The organism is Pseudomonas sp. R19M (genome assembly GCF_050312585.1).
GTDB lineage: Bacteria > Pseudomonadota > Gammaproteobacteria > Pseudomonadales > Pseudomonadaceae > Aquipseudomonas > Aquipseudomonas palleroniana.
In genome coordinates, this window is the sequence record NZ_JBNPJV010000043.1 from 1 (window position 1) to 18,332 (window position 18,332).

At 61.3% G+C, this 18,332-nt stretch carries 16 protein-coding genes; 12 read left to right on the forward strand and 4 right to left on the reverse strand.

Annotation, left to right across the window (positions count from 1 at the left end):
• Nucleotides 1–75 precede the first annotated feature (75 nt).
• The 4 genes from mgrA to epsC all read right to left on the reverse strand — a co-directional run bounded on the left by mgrA (nt 76) and on the right by epsC (nt 6,043).
• Nucleotides 76–1,113 (reverse strand): L-glyceraldehyde 3-phosphate reductase, encoded by a 1,038-nt coding sequence (gene mgrA / locus ACQRBT_RS07895; protein ID WP_060754674.1) that lies wholly within the window; start codon nt 1,111–1,113, stop codon nt 76–78.
• Between the two features lie 108 nt (nt 1,114–1,221).
• Nucleotides 1,222–2,550, reverse strand: a complete 1,329-nt coding sequence (locus ACQRBT_RS07900; protein ID WP_081087016.1) for an OprD family outer membrane porin — start codon at nt 2,548–2,550, stop codon at nt 1,222–1,224.
• A 189-nt stretch (nt 2,551–2,739) separates the two neighbouring features.
• The gene (gene betT / locus ACQRBT_RS07905) at nt 2,740–4,701 is read right to left on the reverse strand and encodes a choline transporter BetT (protein ID WP_162843546.1); all 1,962 of its coding nucleotides are present in this window, start codon (nt 4,699–4,701) and stop codon (nt 2,740–2,742) included.
• A 415-nt stretch (nt 4,702–5,116) separates the two neighbouring features.
• Nucleotides 5,117–6,043 carry a serine O-acetyltransferase EpsC gene (gene epsC, locus ACQRBT_RS07910; protein WP_060754677.1) on the reverse strand — a complete coding sequence of 309 codons (927 nt, stop codon included), beginning with the start codon at nt 6,041–6,043 and terminating at the stop codon, nt 5,117–5,119.
• Between the two features lie 166 nt (nt 6,044–6,209).
• On the opposite strand from epsC, the gene ACQRBT_RS07915 reads away from it, so the two are divergent.
• From ACQRBT_RS07915 to ACQRBT_RS07970, 12 genes are all read left to right on the forward strand, one after another.
• A complete protein-coding gene (locus ACQRBT_RS07915) occupies nt 6,210–7,205 on the forward strand; it encodes a D-cysteine desulfhydrase (protein WP_412046543.1) in 996 nt (331 codons plus the stop codon).
• A gap of 291 nt (nt 7,206–7,496) precedes the next feature.
• A complete protein-coding gene (gene tcyJ, locus ACQRBT_RS07920; protein WP_104995227.1) occupies nt 7,497–8,291 on the forward strand; it encodes a cystine ABC transporter substrate-binding protein in 795 nt (264 codons plus the stop codon).
• Nucleotides 8,291–8,956, forward strand: coding sequence for a cystine ABC transporter permease (gene tcyL, locus ACQRBT_RS07925; protein ID WP_060754680.1), 666 nt, complete (start codon nt 8,291–8,293; stop codon nt 8,954–8,956). The genes tcyJ and tcyL overlap by 1 nt, the downstream gene beginning before the upstream one ends.
• Before the next feature lie 3 nt (nt 8,957–8,959).
• Nucleotides 8,960–9,706 (forward strand): L-cystine ABC transporter ATP-binding protein TcyN, encoded by a 747-nt coding sequence (gene tcyN, locus ACQRBT_RS07930; RefSeq protein WP_060754681.1) that lies wholly within the window; start codon nt 8,960–8,962, stop codon nt 9,704–9,706.
• A 386-nt stretch (nt 9,707–10,092) separates the two neighbouring features.
• Nucleotides 10,093–10,878: a hypothetical protein gene (locus tag ACQRBT_RS07935; protein WP_104995225.1), complete on the forward strand. Its 786-nt coding sequence runs from the start codon at nt 10,093–10,095 to the stop codon at nt 10,876–10,878.
• A gap of 187 nt (nt 10,879–11,065) precedes the next feature.
• The gene (locus ACQRBT_RS07940) at nt 11,066–12,307 is read left to right on the forward strand and encodes an SfnB family sulfur acquisition oxidoreductase (protein ID WP_090367525.1); all 1,242 of its coding nucleotides are present in this window, start codon (nt 11,066–11,068) and stop codon (nt 12,305–12,307) included.
• A gap of 41 nt (nt 12,308–12,348) precedes the next feature.
• Complete coding sequence (locus tag ACQRBT_RS07945) at nt 12,349–13,542, forward strand: SfnB family sulfur acquisition oxidoreductase (protein ID WP_412046542.1); 1,194 nt, start codon at nt 12,349–12,351, stop codon at nt 13,540–13,542.
• Nucleotides 13,542–14,909 carry an LLM class flavin-dependent oxidoreductase gene (locus ACQRBT_RS07950; protein ID WP_412046541.1) on the forward strand — a complete coding sequence of 456 codons (1,368 nt, stop codon included), beginning with the start codon at nt 13,542–13,544 and terminating at the stop codon, nt 14,907–14,909. Before ACQRBT_RS07945 ends, ACQRBT_RS07950 begins: the two co-directional genes overlap by 1 nt.
• A gap of 143 nt (nt 14,910–15,052) precedes the next feature.
• Nucleotides 15,053–15,862 (forward strand): MetQ/NlpA family ABC transporter substrate-binding protein, encoded by an 810-nt coding sequence (locus ACQRBT_RS07955; RefSeq protein WP_090367531.1) that lies wholly within the window; start codon nt 15,053–15,055, stop codon nt 15,860–15,862.
• 2 nt (nt 15,863–15,864) lie between these two features.
• Nucleotides 15,865–16,980 (forward strand): methionine ABC transporter ATP-binding protein, encoded by a 1,116-nt coding sequence (locus ACQRBT_RS07960; RefSeq protein WP_104995222.1) that lies wholly within the window; start codon nt 15,865–15,867, stop codon nt 16,978–16,980.
• Nucleotides 16,970–17,614 carry a methionine ABC transporter permease gene (locus ACQRBT_RS07965; RefSeq protein WP_104995221.1) on the forward strand — a complete coding sequence of 215 codons (645 nt, stop codon included), beginning with the start codon at nt 16,970–16,972 and terminating at the stop codon, nt 17,612–17,614. Before ACQRBT_RS07960 ends, ACQRBT_RS07965 begins: the two co-directional genes overlap by 11 nt.
• A gap of 39 nt (nt 17,615–17,653) precedes the next feature.
• Nucleotides 17,654–18,280, forward strand: a complete 627-nt coding sequence (locus ACQRBT_RS07970; RefSeq protein WP_104995220.1) for a class I SAM-dependent methyltransferase — start codon at nt 17,654–17,656, stop codon at nt 18,278–18,280.
• Nucleotides 18,281–18,332: the final 52 nt, after the last annotated feature.

Consider the following 18,332-nt stretch of genomic DNA (forward strand, 5'->3'; position numbering starts at 1 on the left):
CAGTCAACTTATGCATTGGCTGACTCACCGCCATCGGGAGCAAGCCCCCTCCCACATTGACCCTGTGGTGCCAGGTTATTCAGCGGTGGATGGCTTTTCCCACAGGTTGATCCCGCCTTCCTGCGCAAACCGATCAATCTCCGCCAACTCCTGCGCGCTGAAGCTCAAGTTCTTCAACGCCCCGACGTTTTCGATGATCTGCTCCGGCCGGCTGGCGCCGATCAGCGCACTGGTCACTCGAGGGTCGCGCAAGGTCCAGGCCAGCGCCAATTGCGCCAGACTCTGACCGCGGCGCTGGGCGATTTCGTTCAGTGCACGCACATGGGCGATGTTGGTTTCCGACAAGTGCTTGGCCTGCAACGAACCACCCCCCGGACGGTTGACCCGCGCATCCGCCGGCACGCCGTTGAGGTACTTGTCGGTGAGCAGCCCCTGGGCCAGCGGCGTGAAGGCAATCACACCGGCGCCGAGTTCTTCGGTGGTCTCCAACAGGTCTTTTTCCACCCAGCGGTTGAGCAGGTTGTACGCCGGCTGGTGAATCAGCAACGGCACTTTCCACTCGTTGAGCAGGGCGGCCATTTCGCGGGTTTTCACGCCGGAATACGACGAGATACCGATGTACAACGCCTTGCCTTGTTGCACGGCAGTGGCGAGGGCGCTGGCGGTTTCTTCAAGTGGGGTGTCGGCATCAAAACGGTGGGAATAGAAGATATCCACGTAGTCGACGCCCAGGCGTTGCAGGCTCTGGTCCAGGCTCGCCAGGACGTATTTGCGCGAACCGCCACCCTGGCCATAAGGGCCGGGCCACATGTCCCAGCCGGCCTTGCTGGAGATGATCAGCTCGTCGCGGTAGTGCTTGAAATCTTCACGCAGCAGACGGCCGAAATTGATCTCGGCGCTGCCATAGGGCGGGCCGTAGTTGTTGGCCAGGTCGAAGTGGTTGATGCCCAGGTCGAACGCGGTGCGCAGCAGGGCGCGCTGGGTGTCGATCGGAGTGCTGTCGCCAAAGTTGTGCCACAGGCCCAGGGACAGTGCCGGTAGCACCAGTCCACTGCGGCCTACGCGGCGGTACGGGATAGATTCATAGCGGTTTTCGGCAGCAATGTAAGTCATCGAATCCTCTCTTGGACGTAGGCAAATAAGGCCCGGAAATAAGCTTATTCCCAGGCCTTTTAACCAGCTGAATCGCTTAAGTCTGCCTGTCCGTTTTACAGCAATTTCCTACCAGAGGGGAACGACATAGCTGACATAGAAACGGTTTTCATCTTGCACGGTCGCACCGCTGATGTCCGGGCTGGCGTGGGCGTTTTTCCAGGTCACGCCGAGGCCCTTCAGGGTACCGGTGGGGACTTGATACGCCACGGCGACGTTACGTTCCCATTCGCTGGTCGTGCCTTGCGCCGTGCGGATGTCATCACCGTGGGCGTAGGCGGCGGAGAACGTCAGGCCGGTGAGACCGAGTTTGCCGAAGTCATATTTGTACTGCGCCAGCCAAGTGCGCTCGCCGGCGTGCTGGAATTTGTTCAACTGCATGTTGGTGAGTGCCGGGGTGTCGGCGCCTGAGCCTGGGCCCTGGCGGTTGTCACCGCTATTCAGGCCGGAATCCAGGTACGGGAAGTCGCTGTCGCCGCTGTTCTTCTGGATACCCAGGCCGACGGTATGCCCGTCAAGGCTGTAGCTCTCAAGCAAGCTGGCGGTGGTCTGGTTGATGCGCCCTTTGTTCACGCCATCGCCATAGAGACCGCTCGCGGCGTAGTCGTTGTCGCCATCGGCATTGCCGCCCACACCCAGGCTGCGGAACACGCGCACATCGGTATCGATGGCGCCCACCGACAACGCGTCATGGCGCTTGGCACCGAGGAAGAACTGCTGATAGTAGTCCTCAAGGTTGGAGTACCACAGGCTGACCGTGGTGTTCTGGATGCCGGTGTAGTCCGCACCGCCAAACAGGAAGCGATCGCTCTCTTTGGTACCGCCGGCGGTGATCATGCCCTGGTCGCCGGTTTCATTGCGGATCTTGGTCTTGAAGATATCGCCGCCGGTGAAGGTAAAGTCGCTGAGGTCCTTGGACACCAGTTGCACGCCGGTATTGGTCTGCTGGTACAGGCGCCCGTCGGTGTTGGCCAGTATCGGGTTGTTGCCGTAGAGCGTGCCGACGCGCAGTTCATCCTTGGCGAAACGCATCTTGAACGTCGGGCTCAACACGCCGAACTGGTCGGCGGACTTGCCGTTGTCCAGCGGGAACATGCTGCCGGGGTAGCGTCCCTGGTGATCCTTGTCATTGAGGTCGCCACCGGAGTCCAGCTTCAAGCCGTAGAACGCCTGCAGGTCCAGGCCAAAACCCACCGGGCCTTCGGTGTAGCCGGACTTGAAGTTGAACTCGAACCCCTGGCCCCAATCGCGAATGCTGTGGGCCTTGGCATTGCTGTTCACCACATCACGCCCCTGCTGGTTGAGATAGCGGTTGAGCAGGGTCACATCGGCGTGGCTGTCATCGACAAAATCGGCATGGGCGGACAGCATAAAGCTCGCCACGGCGACACCCACCATGGGGCTTAATAACGTCTTCATCGGTACCTGTCTCCGTCACTGTTCTGAAATGAAAGCGTCAAACGCTTCACACAATTACGCAGTGGCGAGATGACAGTTCGGAGTCAAAATGCGGCTTTGACGGATGAAATTAAGTTTAAGAAAGCCCCGTAGAACGGGGCTTTGCGGGGGTTCCTCTGGACTTTCAGGCTAACGCACCAGATGCAGGAACTGCAGGTGTCGCTCGTACTGGTCGAGGATGTCGTTGATGATCTGCTCCTTGGTATAGCCCACCAGGTCGTAGTCCTGGCTGCCTTCGCTCAAGTGCACTTCGGCGCGGTAATAGCGGCGGTTGTTGATCTCTTTCTTGCCCATGCCACCGCGGGCAAACGACGGCGTGAAGTAGCCGCGCATCTGCACCTGGTAAACAAACGGGCGCTCCTCGCCATGACCGATCTCCAGGCTGACGCTGTCATTGGCCGGGTCCGGCTGCGTGACCACGTTCAAGCCCTTCTCGACAAATACCGCTGTCACTTCTTCAATGGCCGGGCGCACGGTGGTGTCGAGGAAGCGGTATACCTCATCTCGTGATGGGAAGTGCACCGCCTGGCTCAAGCGCTGGCGCCAACCACCCCGGCCTTTACGCGCCGCCGACACCGGCGCCAGCGAATGCAACTGGGCGATCTGCTTCTGCGACTCCAGGTAAAAGGCCTTGTGCAGCCCCCACATCATCAGCAGCAGGATCAACGAGAACGGCAACGAGGTCAGCACCACCGCCGATTTGAGCGAGTCGATACTGCCGGCAAACAGCAAGGCACTGGTGACCAGCGCGGTCATCGCGCCCCAGAACACCCGCAGCCATTTCGGCCCGTCTTCATCGGCGCTGCCGCCCTTGGACGACAAGGTCGACAGCACCACGGTGCCGGAGTCGGCCGAGGTCACGAAGAACACGAAGCTGATAAACACCGTGACGGCGATGACGGTTTTGCTCCACGGGTAGGTTTCCAGCAGCAGGTAGAGGCTCATCGAGGGCTCATCAATGGCCGACTGACCGAGCGCCGCCATACCGTGGTTGAGCACTTGATCGATGGCGCTGTTGCCGAAAATCGACATCCACGCCAGGGTGAAACCCAACGGGATCAGCAGCACACCGAACACAAACTCACGAATGGTCCGGCCACGGGAAATCCGTGCGATAAACAGGCCCACGAAGGGCGACCATGCAATCCACCAGGCCCAGTAGAACACCGTCCAACCGCCCAGCCAGTCGCTGGGCTTGTCGTAGGCATACACGTCGAAACTCTTGGTCGGCAACGCGCCGAGGTAGTCACCGACGTTCTGGATCAGCGTATTGAGCAGGTGCTGGGTAGGCCCGGCGAACAACACGAACAGCAGCAGCGCACAGGCCAGCAGCATGTTGATGTCGGACATCACGCGCACGCCCTTGTCCACACCGGCCACGGCCACGATGATCGCCGCGCCCATCATCAGCGTGATCAGGCCGACCTGAATCCACTGGGTGTGAGCGATACCGAACAGGTAGTCCAGGCCCGAGTTGAGGTGCAGCACTCCGAAGCCCATGTCGGCCCCCAGGCCGAACACCGTTGCGATGATGCCGAAGCCATCCACCGCGTAGCCGATGGGGCCGTTGATGCGTTTGCCGATCAGCGGATACAGCGCCGAACGCAACGCCAGCGGCAGGTTATGCCGGTAGGCGAAATACGCCAGGGCCATGCCGACAAAGGCGAACACGCCCCAGCCATGCAGGCCCCAGTGCAGAAACAGGATCTGCATGGCCTGGCGCGCGGCATCGGCGTTCATCGGCGCGCCTTGCGGCGGTTGCACCAGGTGCGTCAAGGGTTCCGACACGCAGAAGAAGAACAACGTGATGCTGATCCCGGCGGCGAACAGCATGCCGGCCCAGGACAGGTAGCTGAACTCGGGCTCGTCGTGGTCGGCACCGAGTTTTATCTTGCCGTAGCCCGATAGCGCGGTGACCACCACGAAGACCAGATAAAGCGTCATCGCCAGCATGTAGTACCAGCCGACCGTGTTGGCCGCCCAGTTTTGCGCCGCCAGCAGCCAGGCACCGGCCTGTTGCGGGATAGCGATGACAGTGACGCCAAACAGCAGAATGGCGGTTGCGGCAAAGTAGAAAACGGGCGCATTCATGCGCACCAGGCCACTGGATGGGGTGGACGATGCACTCATGAACGATGCACCCCGACGACACGTGTTGTGGCTGGAAATAACGGACTCAGCAAAGGTAAGCCTCCTGTTGTGAGCGGGCAGCGAACCACCGGTTTTAACTTGAACGAACGTTCAAGTTAAACATGAATCGGCGGTCCGGGACTAATCGCAGGGCTGAGTGGTAGGTAATTCCTACACTATCTCAGGGATCGGTATGACGCTCAGGCGAGACAATTCGTTCAGCGACTGCAGAGTGAATTGGAATGTTATTCCCCATGTGGGAGGGGGCTTGCTCCCGATAGTGCTGGGTCAGCCAACACATGCACTGACTACAGACCGCTATCGGGAGCAAGTCGAATCGTCGCACCGCCCCTCCCACATTCAGTCCAAGTGCGGCTTATTTCTGCGAGCCGTCATCATGTTGCAGATTGGCCTGGGTGATGTTCGCCCCGGCCGGTACGTTGCGGGTCAGCCACACATTGCCGCCAATGGTCGAGCCCTTGCCGATGGTGATACGCCCCAGGATCGTCGCCCCGGCATAGATCACCACATCGTCCTCGACGATCGGATGACGCGGATGGCCCTTCTGCAATTGCCCATCCTCATCCGCCGGAAAGCGCTTGGCTCCCAGCGTCACCGCCTGGTAGATGCGCACACGCTCGCCGATGATCGCAGTCTCGCCGATCACCACCCCGGTCCCATGGTCGATAAAGAAACTCGGGCCGATCTGCGCGCCAGGGTGGATATCGATGCCGGTGGCCGAGTGGGCAATCTCGGCGCTGATGCGCGCCAACAGCGGCAGGCCGGCGCGGTACAGATGGTGCGCCAGGCGGTGGTGAATCACCGCCAGGATGCCGGGGTAGCACAGCAGCACTTCGTCCACACTGCGTGCGGCCGGATCGCCGTGGTAAGCGGCCAGCACATCGGTGTCCAACAGGCTGCGCAGGGACGGCAAGGCCAGCGCGAAATCCTGGATCAACCGGATGGCCAGGGCGTCGACCTGGCTGTCATCCTGGCCGCCTTGGCGCGCGGCATAGCGCAGCTCCAGGCGGGCCTGGGCAAGCAAGGCATTGAGCGCGACGTCCAGGGTATGCCCGACGTAAAAGTCTTCACTTTCCTCACGCAAATCCACCGGCCCCAGGCGCATGGGAAACAGCGCACCGCACAACGCTTCGAGGATCTGCGCCACGGCGTCGCGGGAAGGTAATTCGCGGCCGCCATGCTCGCCGCTCAGCCGGCCATTGCGGGTGCGCCACTGGTCCCGGGCGCTGCGCAGCTGGCTGACGATGGTCTGCAATTGCCAATGACTGGAACGCTCACTCACGGTATTCACTCCTGACGTAATGGCGCTCACTTTACGGTATGCACCCTGGCCGCCCTTAAGAACCAATGGTGCGATACTAAGAACCATACGGCATAAGCGATTGACGGTTGCCCGTTGAAAAGTGCCTGCCTATAGTCGCCTCATTACTTAGCCACCGTGCGTAGCCATGATCAAACAACAGCTCGACCGCTTTAACCGTCTGGAACTGCTGGGCGGCGCCACTGCCCTGGAAAAACTCGAGCGGCTGTCGGCCTGGCTGGGCAGGGATATCTACGTCAAACGCGACGACACGACGCCCCTGGCCATGGGCGGCAACAAGCTGCGCAAGCTTGAATACCTGGCAGCCGATGCCATCGCCCAAGGCGCCGACACCCTGGTGACCGCCGGCGCCATCCAGTCCAACCACGTACGCCAGACCGCCGCTCTCGCCGCCAAACTGGGCCTGGGTTGCGTGGCCTTGCTGGAAAACCCGACCGGCACCGAAGACCCCAACTACCTGGGCAACGGCAACCGGCTATTGCTGGACCTGTTCGACGCCAAAGTCGAATTGGTGGAGAACCTCGACCACGCCGACGAACAGCTCGACGCCCTCGCCGAGCGCCTGCGCAGCAACGGCAAGAAGCCGTACCTGGTGCCCATCGGCGGTTCCAATGCCCTCGGCGCCCTGGGCTATGTACGCGCCGGGCTGGAACTGGCCGCGCAGATTGAAGACAGCGGCCTCCAGTTCGCCGCCGTGGTGCTGGCCTCCGGCAGCGCAGGCACCCACAGCGGCCTGGCCTTGGCGCTGAGTGAAGCCCTGCCGGATTTGCCGGTAGTCGGCGTCACCGTGTCGCGCACCGACGAAGCCCAGCGCCCCAAAGTCCAGGGCTTGGCCGAACGCACTGCCGAGTTGCTTGGTGTGGGTATTCCCGAAGCGTTCAAGGTCATTCTGTGGGACGAATACTTCGGCCCCCGTTATGGCGAACCGAACGCCGGCACCCTTTCAGCGGTCAAGCTATTGGCGAGCCAGGAAGGCTTGCTGCTGGACCCGGTCTACACTGGCAAGGCCATGGCAGGTTTGCTGGACGGCATCGGGCGTCAGCGCTTCGAGGACGGGCCGATCATTTTCCTGCATACCGGTGGGGCGCCGGCGTTGTTTGCGTATGACGCGGTGTTCAACTGAATAAACGCGGACCGAATGTGGGCTAAATGTGGGAGGGGGCTTGCTCCCGATAGCAATCTGTCAGACAGATATGTGCTGACTGACACACTGGTATCGGGAGCAAGCCCCCTCCCACATTTTAAAACAGCCTCATATTCAAAAAAAGAATATCAAATTAAATTTATATTATTTTCAAGTCTTAAAAACAGACTTTATAGTCGCGCCGCAGGCGAAGACGCGCAGTGCGCTTTAAGGCACGATACGCCTACTGCGTCACCTGCTTCGCTCAACATAAAAACACAGGGGCTCTTCATGACTATTTCCGTATTGCGTCGCACGTTGCTGGTTGGCACTTTGGGTCTGGCGCTGGGCGCCGGTTGGATGGGCCAGGCGGTTGCCGGCGAGCAGTTGAACACCATCAAGAAAGCGGGCGAGATCAAAATCGGCCTGGAAGGCACCTACCCGCCGTTCAGCTTTGTCGATGAAAGCGGCAAGCTCAGCGGCTTCGAAGTCGAGCTGTCCGAAGCGCTGGCCAAGGAGCTGGGCGTCAAGGTCAAGCTGCAAGCCACCCCATGGGACGGTATCCTCGCCGCCCTGGAATCCAAGCGCCTTGACGCTGTGGTCAACCAAGTGACCATCTCCGAAGAGCGCAAGAAGAAGTACGACTTCTCCAAGCCCTACACCGTCTCCGGTATCCAGGCGCTGACCCTGAAGAAAAATGTCGACACCATCAAGAGCGCCGACGACCTGGCCGGCAAGAAAGTCGGTGTGGGCCTGGGCACCAACTACGAGCAATGGCTCAAGGACAACCAACCCAAAGCCATCATCAAGACCTACAACGATGACCCGACCAAGTTCCAGGACCTGCGCATCGGCCGTACCGATGCCATCCTGATCGACCGTCTGGCCGCCTTGGAATACGCCAAGAAAGCTACGGACACCGCCGCTGCCGGCCCTGCTTTCTCCCGTCAGGAAGCCGGTATCGCACTGCGCAAAGGTGAGCCTGAATTGCTCGACGCCGTGAACAAGGCCCTCGACAAGCTGCGCGCTGACGGCACCTTGAAGAAGCTGTCCGAGAAGTACTTCAACGCTGACGTCACCGAATAATGGAAGCAGGTTTCCAACTCGCGCTTGACTCCGCGCCCTTTCTGCTCAAGGGCGCGTACTACACGGTGATTCTCAGCCTCGGCGGGATGTTTTTCGGCTTGCTGCTGGGCTTCGGCTTGGCCTTGATGCGCCTGTCGCGCTTCAAGCTGTTGAGCTGGACCGCCCGGGTCTATGTCTCGTTCTTTCGCGGCACGCCCTTGCTGGTGCAACTGTTCCTGATCTACTACGGCTTGCCGCAAGTGGGCATCGAGCTGGACCCGATCCCGGCGGCGCTGATCGGCTTTTCGCTGAACATGGCCGCGTATGCCTGTGAAATCCTGCGTGCCGCCATCGCCTCCATCGAGCGCGGCCAATGGGAAGCGGCCGCCAGTATCGGCATGACCCGTGCACAGACCCTGCGCCGGGCCATCCTGCCGCAGGCCATGCGCACGGCGCTGCCACCGTTGGGCAACAGCTTTATTTCGCTGGTCAAGGACACGGCGCTGGCCGCCACCATCCAGGTGCCCGAGCTGTTTCGCCAGGCGCAACTGGTGTCGGCGCGCACCTTCGAAATTTTCACCATGTACCTGTCCGCAGCCCTGATCTACTGGATACTGGCAAGCATCCTGGCGCATTTTCAAAATCGCCTGGAAGACCGGGTCAACCGGCATGACCTGGAGTCTTGAAGCATGATCGTGGTTGAAAAACTGACCAAACAATTCAACGGTCAGGTGGTGCTCAACGGCATCGACCTTGAGGTCAAGGAAGGCGAAGTCGTCGCCATCATCGGCCCCAGCGGTTCCGGCAAGACCACCTTCCTGCGCTGCCTGAACTTCCTCGAAGAACCCACCAGCGGCCGCATCAAGGTCGGTGATATCGAGATCGACGGCAGCAAGCCGCTCAACCAGCAACAGGGCCTGGTGCGACGTTTGCGCCAGCACGTGGGTTTTGTGTTCCAGAACTTCAACCTGTTCCCCCACCGCACGGCGCTGGAAAACGTCATCGAAGGGCCGATAGTGGTCAAGAAGATGCCACGCGAAGCGGCGATCGAATTGGGTCGCAAGCTATTGGCCAGGGTTGGCCTGGCGGGCAAGGAAGCGTCGTACCCCAGACGTTTGTCCGGTGGCCAGCAGCAGCGCGTGGCGATTGCCCGTGCGCTGGCCATGGAGCCGGAGGTGATCCTGTTCGATGAACCCACCTCGGCCCTCGACCCGGAACTGGTGGGCGAAGTACTGGCGACTATCCGCAGCCTCGCCGAAGAAAACCGCACCATGGTGATCGTCACCCACGAAATGAGTTTTGCCCGGGACGTGGCCAACCGGGTGATCTTCTTCGACAAGGGCGTGATCGTGGAACAAGGTGAGGCCAAAGCGCTGTTTGCCAACCCCAAGGAAGAACGGACCAAACAGTTCCTGAGCAAATTTCTCGCCCACTGACACTGCAACACCTGTAGTGAGGGGGCTTGCCCCCGCTGGAGTGCGCAGCGCTCCCAAAAATTTGGGGCCGCTACGCAGCCCAGCGCGGGGCAAGCCCGCTCACTACAGGTCAGCGGAGCCTACAAAGGCGGCTCGCATACAACGGCAAAACACCCCGCCGTCCGCCTCTTAAAATCCCTCCCCCGGTCAGCCCTTTCTGAATCTGCTCCAACCCGCCGTTTAGCCCTGTGCCGCCATTGACGCCTCCTGGCCAACCCTCTTATCTAGCGCCCAGAGGATTGGATCCTATCCCGGCTATTCACTGAATCGTTCCTTTCGGCACCCTGCGCGCAACCGCGTCATCGGTGCTGGAACGATTGCTGCTGGCTGCATCAAGGAGATTACTTATGACGCGCACTGCAACCCCGGCCATGCTCACCGCTCCAACCCTGCCCCAGGCGCAACGGCATGGCATCAACGCCCTCGCCGCCGCCCAATTGCAGGTGGACATCGCGCCCTACCCCGGGATGGAGGAAGGCGACCTGATCGAATTGTTCTGGAACAACTGCTTTACCGCCTCACGGCGCATCACCGCCTGCAAGGTCGGCACGCCGACCCATCTGCGTGTTCCGGAAAGCTTTGTGCTGGATGGCCAGGCCCAGGTTCATTACCAAGTCATGCAAGTCGGCTACGGCCCGGCACGCTCTGCGATCACCCATGTACGGGTCAAGACCAACTACCCGGGCGGCCTGCCTTCGGCGCTGTTCAGCGACGAGAACCAAAACCTCGCCCCCGTCGGGCTGCCCGATACCATCCGCCGCTACGGCGTCAACCCAAGCCAGGTCCGGCGTGGCATCCCGCTGACCATCGAGCCTTACCTGAACATGGCCTGCGGCGACGCCATTACCCTGCGCTGGGGCGACGTACGGATGGACCTGCCGAAAATCCAGGCCAAAGGCATCGGCCTGGCTGTGCAAGTCTGGGTGCCTTCAACCGTGATTGTCGAAGGGGGTGATGACAGCCGACTGGAGGTGACCTACTGCATTCTCGATCGCGTCGGCAATAATTCACGCTGGGCCCCGAGCCGCACCTTGAACATTGCCGCCTGTGCCGCACCGGCGCCGGCCCGCCCGGCCAGGGCTGCGACGATCTATCAACCGCGTCACCCCGGCTCACCCTGCGAGCCTGGGTGACAGCCCTTCTATGCATATTCCTAAAAGTTAGTTTATTTAAAAAATAAAGGCGCTTAGGGTATATGCACCGGACCACCGGACATCTCTGATTTTTCTGTTTTTATTTCATTGAATGCGAGGTCGGTATGGTCAGAATTACCCCGGTGCATAACGCCAGGGCATTACGTGCAGCCAAGGAGCGGCGCTGATGTCTAATTTGGCTCTAACACCCCTCCAGAGTGATCTGGACGTAGCCCCACTGTTGTTGCCGGCCACCGTGCTGCGCAGCGACGCCCAGGCGCTGGAGGCAGCCCACGAGTTGGCCGAGGCCGCACGCCTGCAGGCCGCCAAGCGCGACCGGCAGCGCCAGTTACCATGGGCACAGATCGAACAGTTCACCCGCAGTGGGCTGGGCAGTATTTCCATTCCCCGCGAATACGGCGGCCCGCAGGTGTCATTCGTGACCCTGGCCGAGGTGTTCGCGATCATCAGCGCGGCGGACCCGGCCCTCGGGCAGATCCCGCAAAACCACTTCGGCATCCTGTATCTGTTGCAGGGCACCGCCACCGAGCGCCAGAAGAAGCAGCTGTTCCAAAGCGTGCTCGACGGCTGGCGCATCGGTAATGGCGGCCCCGAACGTGGCACCCGAAACACCCTGGAACTCAAGGCGCGCATCACCGCCGAGGGCGAGGGTTACGTCATCAGCGGCCAGAAGTTCTATTCCACCGGCGCATTGTTTGCCCATTGGGTAGCGATCAAAGCCCTGAACGAAGACGGCAAACAGGTCATGGCATTCGTGCGCCGCGGCACCGAAGGGCTACGTATCGTCGATGATTGGTCGGGCTTCGGCCAACGCACCACCGCCAGCGGCACGGTGCTGCTGGACCGGGTGCCGGTGGACGCAGAACTGGTGGTCGACAACTGGCGCATCGGCGAGAAGCCGAATATCCAGGGTGCGGTTTCACAGTTGATCCAGGCCGCCATCGACGCCGGCATTGCCCGGGGTGCACTCGACGACACCCTGGCTTTCGTGCGCGAACGCTCACGCCCGTGGATCGATGCCAAGGTCGAGCGCGCCAGCGATGACCTGTACGTGATCGCCGACATCGGCAAGCTGAAAATCGAACTGCACGCCGCCGAAGCGCTGCTGCGCAAGGCCGGCAAGGTGCTGGATGAAGTGAGTGCCGCGCCGATCACCGCGCAATCGGCCGCCCGGGCTTCGATTGCCGTGGCCGAGGCGAAAGTGCTGACCACCGAAGTGTCGCTGCTGGTCAGCGAAAAACTCTTCGAACTGGCCGGCAGCCGCGCCACCCTCGCCGAATTCAACCTCGATCGCCACTGGCGCAATGCCCGGGTGCACACCCTTCATGACCCGGTGCGCTGGAAATATCACGCGATCGGCGCCTATCGATTGAACGGCACCTTGCCTGCTCGTCACTCCTGGATTTGACCGACCAGAACACTTTTTCCACGAGCTTCTGGAGAACACACATGACTGTCTCTACAAACGTCGCGGTTATCACCAGCGATGAACAAGCCCTTATTGTCGCCAACGACCTGGCCGAAGACTTTCGCCGCGACAGCGCCCAGCGCGACCGTGAACGCCGCCTGCCCTTGCCCGAACTGGACGTGTTTTCCCGCTCCGGCCTGTGGGGCATCAGCGTACCCAAGGCCTATGGCGGCGCGGGTGTGTCCAACGTCACCCTGGCCAAGGTCATCGCGCTGATAGCCCAGGCCGATGCGTCACTGGGCCAGATTCCGCAGAACCATTTCTATGCGCTGGAAGTGCTGCGTGTGAACGGCAGCCCGGCCCAGCAAAAACGCCTGTACGCCGAGGTGCTGGCCGGCCGGCGGTTTGGCAACGCCCTGGCAGAGTTGGGCACCAAGACCGCGCATGACCGCGTGACGAGCCTCACCCGCGATGGTGAAGGTTTTCGCATCAACGGACGCAAGTTCTACTCGACCGGCGCGATCTACGCCCAGCGCATTCCCACCTCGGTAGTGGATGAACACGGCGTACAGCAACTGGCGTTTGTCCCACGCGACAGCGAAGGCCTGAGCGTGATTGATGACTGGAGCGGCTTCGGCCAGCGCACCACCGGCAGCGGTTCGGTGGTATTCGATAACGTGTGGGTCGCGGCGCAAGATGTGGTCGCGTTCCAGAGCGCCTTCGAACGCCCGACCACCGTCGGCCCGCTCGCGCAGATCCTGCATGCGGCCATCGACACCGGCATCGCCCGCGCCGCCTTCGAAGATGCGTTGCACTTTGTGCGCACCAAGACCCGGCCGTGGATCGATTCCGGCAACGACAAGGCCAGCGAAGACCCGCTGACCCTGAAAAGCTTCGGCCACCTGAGCACCCGCCTGCACGCCGCCGAGGCCCTGCTGGAGCGCTCGGGCGAATTTCTCGACCGCGCCCAGGCCGACAGCAATGCCCAGAGCGTTGCCGCCGCCTCCATCGCCGTCGCCGAAGTGCGGGCCTTGAGCACCGAGATTTCCCTGGCCGCCGGCAGCACGCTGTTCGAACTGGCCGGCAGCCAGGCCACACTGGCCGAGCATGGCCTCGACCGGCACTGGCGCAACGCCCGCGTGCACACCCTGCACGACCCGGTGCGCTGGAAGTATCACGCGGTGGGCAATTACTACCTCAATGATCAAAACCCGCCATTGCGGGGGACGATCTGATGCCCGCGCCTGAAACAGTGAAAAAGAAAATCCTGCTCAATGCCTTCAACATGAACTGCATCGGGCATATCAACCACGGCCTGTGGACGCATCCACGGGACACCTCGACGCAGTACAAAACCCTCGAGTACTGGACCGAACTGGCCAAGACCCTGGAGCGCGGTCTGTTCGACGGTTTGTTCATCGCCGACATCGTCGGCGTGTACGACGTCTACCAGAACTCCATCGATGTGCCGCTCAAAGAGTCGATTCAGCTGCCGGTCAACGACCCTCTGTTGCTGGTGTCGGCCATGGCCGCCGTGACGCACCATCTCGGCTTCGGCCTGACGGCCAACCTGACCTACGAGCCGCCGTACCTGTTCGCCCGACGCATGTCCACCCTCGACCACCTGAGCCGCGGCCGGGTGGGCTGGAACATCGTTACCGGCTACCTCGACAGCGCCGCCAAGGCCATGGGCCTCACCGAGCAGGCCGAGCATGACCGGCGCTACGACCAGGCCGACGAATACCTGGAGGTGCTCTACAAGCTCTGGGAAGGCAGTTGGGAGGATGACGCCGTGCTTAACAATCCGCAGGCGCGGGTGTATGCGCAGCCGGGCAAGGTGCACAAGGTCGAGCACCACGGCGAGTTTTATCAGGTAGAGGGTTATCACTTGTGCGAACCCTCGCCGCAGCGCACGCCGGTGCTGTTTCAGGCCGGCAGCTCCGAGCGTGGTTTGCTGTTCGCCGGGCGTCACGCCGAGTGTGTGTTCATCAGCGGGCAGAACAAGCCGGCGACCAAGGCCCAGGTGGACAAGGTGCGCGCCAGCGCGGTCGAGGCCGGGCGCAACCCGGATGACATCAAGGTTTTCATGGGCCTGAACGTGATCGTTGGCGCCACCGAAGCGCAGGCCTGGGCCAAGCACGCCGAATACCTGAGCTACGCCAGCGCGGAAGCCGGCGTGGCGCATTTCTCGGCGTCCACCGCGATTGATTTTGCCCAATACGAACTGGACGAACCGATCCAGTACGTGAAGAGCAATGCCATTCAGTCGGCGACCAAGAACCTGCAGAACAACGATTGGACCCGGCGCAGATTGCTCGAGCAACACGCCCTGGGTGGCCGCTACATCACCCTGGTCGGCTCGCCGGAACAGGTCGCCGATGAACTGGAATCCTGGATCAGCGAAACCGGGCTGGATGGCTTCAACCTGACGCGGATTGTGACGCCGGAAAGCTATGTGGATTTCATTGATCTGGTGGTGCCGGAGTTGCAAAGGCGTGGGTCCTACAAAACCGCGTACGAGGCTGGAACGCTAAGAGAAAAGGTGTTCCACGGCACGCCACGCTTGCCCGAACAACACACAGGCTCCACCTACCGACGGTGATCAGAAATGTGGGAGGGGGCTTGCCCCGATAGCGATGTGTCAGCCACCAGATTTATCAACCGAGCCACCGCAATCGGGAGCAAGCCCCCTCCCACACTGAGTCTCCATGGTTTGCCCCCATACCTTATGACTGGAAACATCTTATGAAAAAAACACTGCTCACCCACCCAGTCAAAGCACTGGCCCTGGCCTTCGGCCTGTTCAGCGCGACGGTGTTCGCCGCCGATGCACCGCTGAAAATCGGCACCACCGCGGCCTTCGCGATTCCCCTCGAGGCCGCCGTGGCCGAAGCCGGCAAGCAGGGGCTGAAAGTCGAACTGGTCGAGTTCACCGATTGGATCGCGCCCAACGTCAGCCTGGCTGCCGGTGATATCGACGTGAATTACTTCCAGCACATCCCGTTCCTGGAAAATGCCAAGGCCGCCGCCGGTTTTGACCTGGTGCCCTATGCGCCGGGCATCATCAACAACGTCGGCCTGTACTCGAAAAAGTACAAACGCTTCGATGACCTGCCCCAGGGCGCCAGCGTGGCCATCGCCAACGACCCGATCAACAGCGGGCGGGGCCTGCAGCTGCTGGCCAAGGCCGGGTTGATCACCCTCAAGCCGGGCGTGGGCTACAAGGCCACCGAAGAAGACATCATCGCCAACCCGAAAAAGATCAAAATCCTGCAAGTGGAAGCCGTGCAACTGGTGCGCGCCTATGACGATGCCGATCTGGTGCAGGGCTACCCGGCGTATATCCGCCTGTCCAAGACCTTCGATGCTGAATCGGCCTTGCTGTTCGACGGCCTCGACCACCCGGAATACGTGATCCAGTTTGTGATCCAGCCGAAAAGCAAAACCGATCCACGGGTGATCAAATTCGTCGATATCTACCAACATTCGCCGGTCGTGCGCGCCGCCCTGGATAAATCCCTCGGCAAGCTCTACCAAGTCGGCTGGGAAGGCTGAAGATGACCGCCGCCAACCGCCAGCTGCGCGACCTGGGCACACCGCCCAGGGATGCCAGCCAGACCGTACTGCACCCCGACCTGAACCGCGCCCATGTGCGTTTTATCAACCTGGGCAAAACCTATGACGGCAGCGTGCATGCCCTGCAAGGTATCGACCTGGCCATCCAGCGCGGCGAAGTGTTCGGCATCATCGGCCGCAGCGGCGCCGGTAAATCTTCGTTGATCCGCACCATCAACCGCCTGGAGCAACCCAGCAGCGGGCGCGTGCTGATCGATCAGGTGGACATCGGCGGGTACGACGAGGACCAACTGGTGGCGCTGCGTCGGCGCATCGGCATGATCTTCCAGCACTTCAATTTGATGTCGGCCAAGACCGTCTGGCAGAACGTCGAGTTGCCGCTCAAGGTGGCCGGCATCCCCAAGCCGCAGCGTGAGCAAAAGGTCCGCGAGCTGCTGGAACTGGTGGGCCTCAAGGACAAACACCACAGCTACCCGGCGCAACTGTCCGGAGGGCAAAAACAGCGCGTGGGCATCGCCCGCTCCTTGGTGCACGACCCCGAGATTCTGCTGTGCGACGAAGCCACCTCGGCCCTCGACCCGGAGACCACCCAATCGATTCTCGGCCTGCTGCGCGAGATCAACCAGCGCCTGGGCCTGACCATTGTGTTGATCACCCATGAGATGGCGGTGATCCGCGAGATCTGCGACCGCGTGGTCGTGCTGGAACACGGGCGCATCGTCGAACAAGGCCCGGTGTGGCAAGTGTTCGGCAAGCCGCAGCACGAGGTCAGCAAAACCCTGTTGGCGCCGCTGCAACACGGGCTGCCGCAAGAACTGCAGGATCGTTTGCAAGCCACCCAGGCCTCGGCTGACGCTGCACTGGTGTTGCGCTTGCAGTTCACCGGCAGCGCCCACGATGAACCCGACCTGGCCGCGCTGTTTGGCGCTCTCGGCGGGCGTGTGCGCTTGCTGCAAGGCGGCGTGGAACGTATTCAAGGACATGCCCTGGGGCAACTGCTGCTGGCGGTGAGTGGCTCGCCCCACAACGCTGCGGAGCTGCGCCAGCGTGCCGGGAATTGGGCGCAACAGGTGGAGGTGCTGGGGTATGTGGTTTGATCGTTTGTTGCAGGGCGCCATCGACACTTTGTTGATGGTCGGTGTGTCATCATTGATCGCCTTGCTGGTGGGGATTCCGCTGGCGGTATTCCTGGTCACCAGCGACAAGGGCGGAATCTACCAGGCACCGGCGTTGAACCGGGCGCTGGGCGCGTTCGTCAATCTGTTCCGCTCTATTCCATTTCTGATTCTGATGGTGGCGTTGATCCCGTTCACCCGGCTGATTGTCGGCACCACCTATGGCGTGTGGGCGGCCGTGGTGCCACTGACCATCGCCGCCACGCCGTTCTTTGCGCGCATCGCCGAGGTGAGCCTGCGCGAGGTCGACCACGGCTTGATCGAAGCCGCCCAGGCCATGGGCTGCCGGCGCTGGCACATCATCTGGCACGTGCTGTTGCCCGAGGCACTGCCGGGGATTGTCGGCGGGTTCACCATCACCCTGGTGACCATGATCAACTCGTCCGCCATGGCCGGGGCGATAGGCGCAGGGGGCTTGGGGGATATTGCGTACCGCTATGGTTATCAGCGTTTTGACACGCAGATCATGCTGACGGTAATCGTGTTGCTGGTAGTGCTGGTGGCCGTGATTCAGTTGGGTGGAGATCGCCTGGCTCGGGTACTCAACAAACGGTGAGGTATAGTCGGCGTATCCCAGCATTCGGTATTGCCTGTCATGATCCTCAAGCCCGACGACCTCGACCAGATTACCTCCACCACACTCGGCCACTACAACAAGGTGGCCGAAGACTTCCGCGAAGGCACCCGCGATCACGATGTCAGCCAGAACATCGATGCCTTGCTGCGGCATATCCAGGGCACGGCGCCGTTTACCGTGCTGGACTTCGGCTGCGGGCCGGGGCGGGATCTGCAGACCTTCACGCGCTTGGGCCATATCGCCGTAGGGCTCGATGGCTCCGAGCGGTTTGCGCAGATGGCGCGGCAAGACAGCGGCTGTGAGGTATTGCAGCAGGACTTCCTCAAGCTGGATCTGCCCGCCGAACGCTTCGATGGGGTCTTTGCCAATGCCGTGCTGTTCCATATTCCCAAGCAGGAACTGCCTCGTGTGCTCAAGCAACTGCATGCCGCGCTGAAGCCGGCGGGCGTGCTGTTCAGCTCCAACCCTCGGGGTAAAAACCAGGAGGGCTGGAATGGGCCACGGTATGGGTCTTATCACGATCTGGAGGCATGGCGAGCGTTGCTGACGGCGGCGGGCTTTGTGGAGCTGGAGCATTACTACCGGCCGACGGGGTTGCCTCGGGAGCAGCAGCCTTGGTTGGCGAGTGTGTGGCGCAAGCGATAGATTTTTGTTGCCGGATCTGACGCTATCGGGAGCAAGCCCCCTCCCACATTTG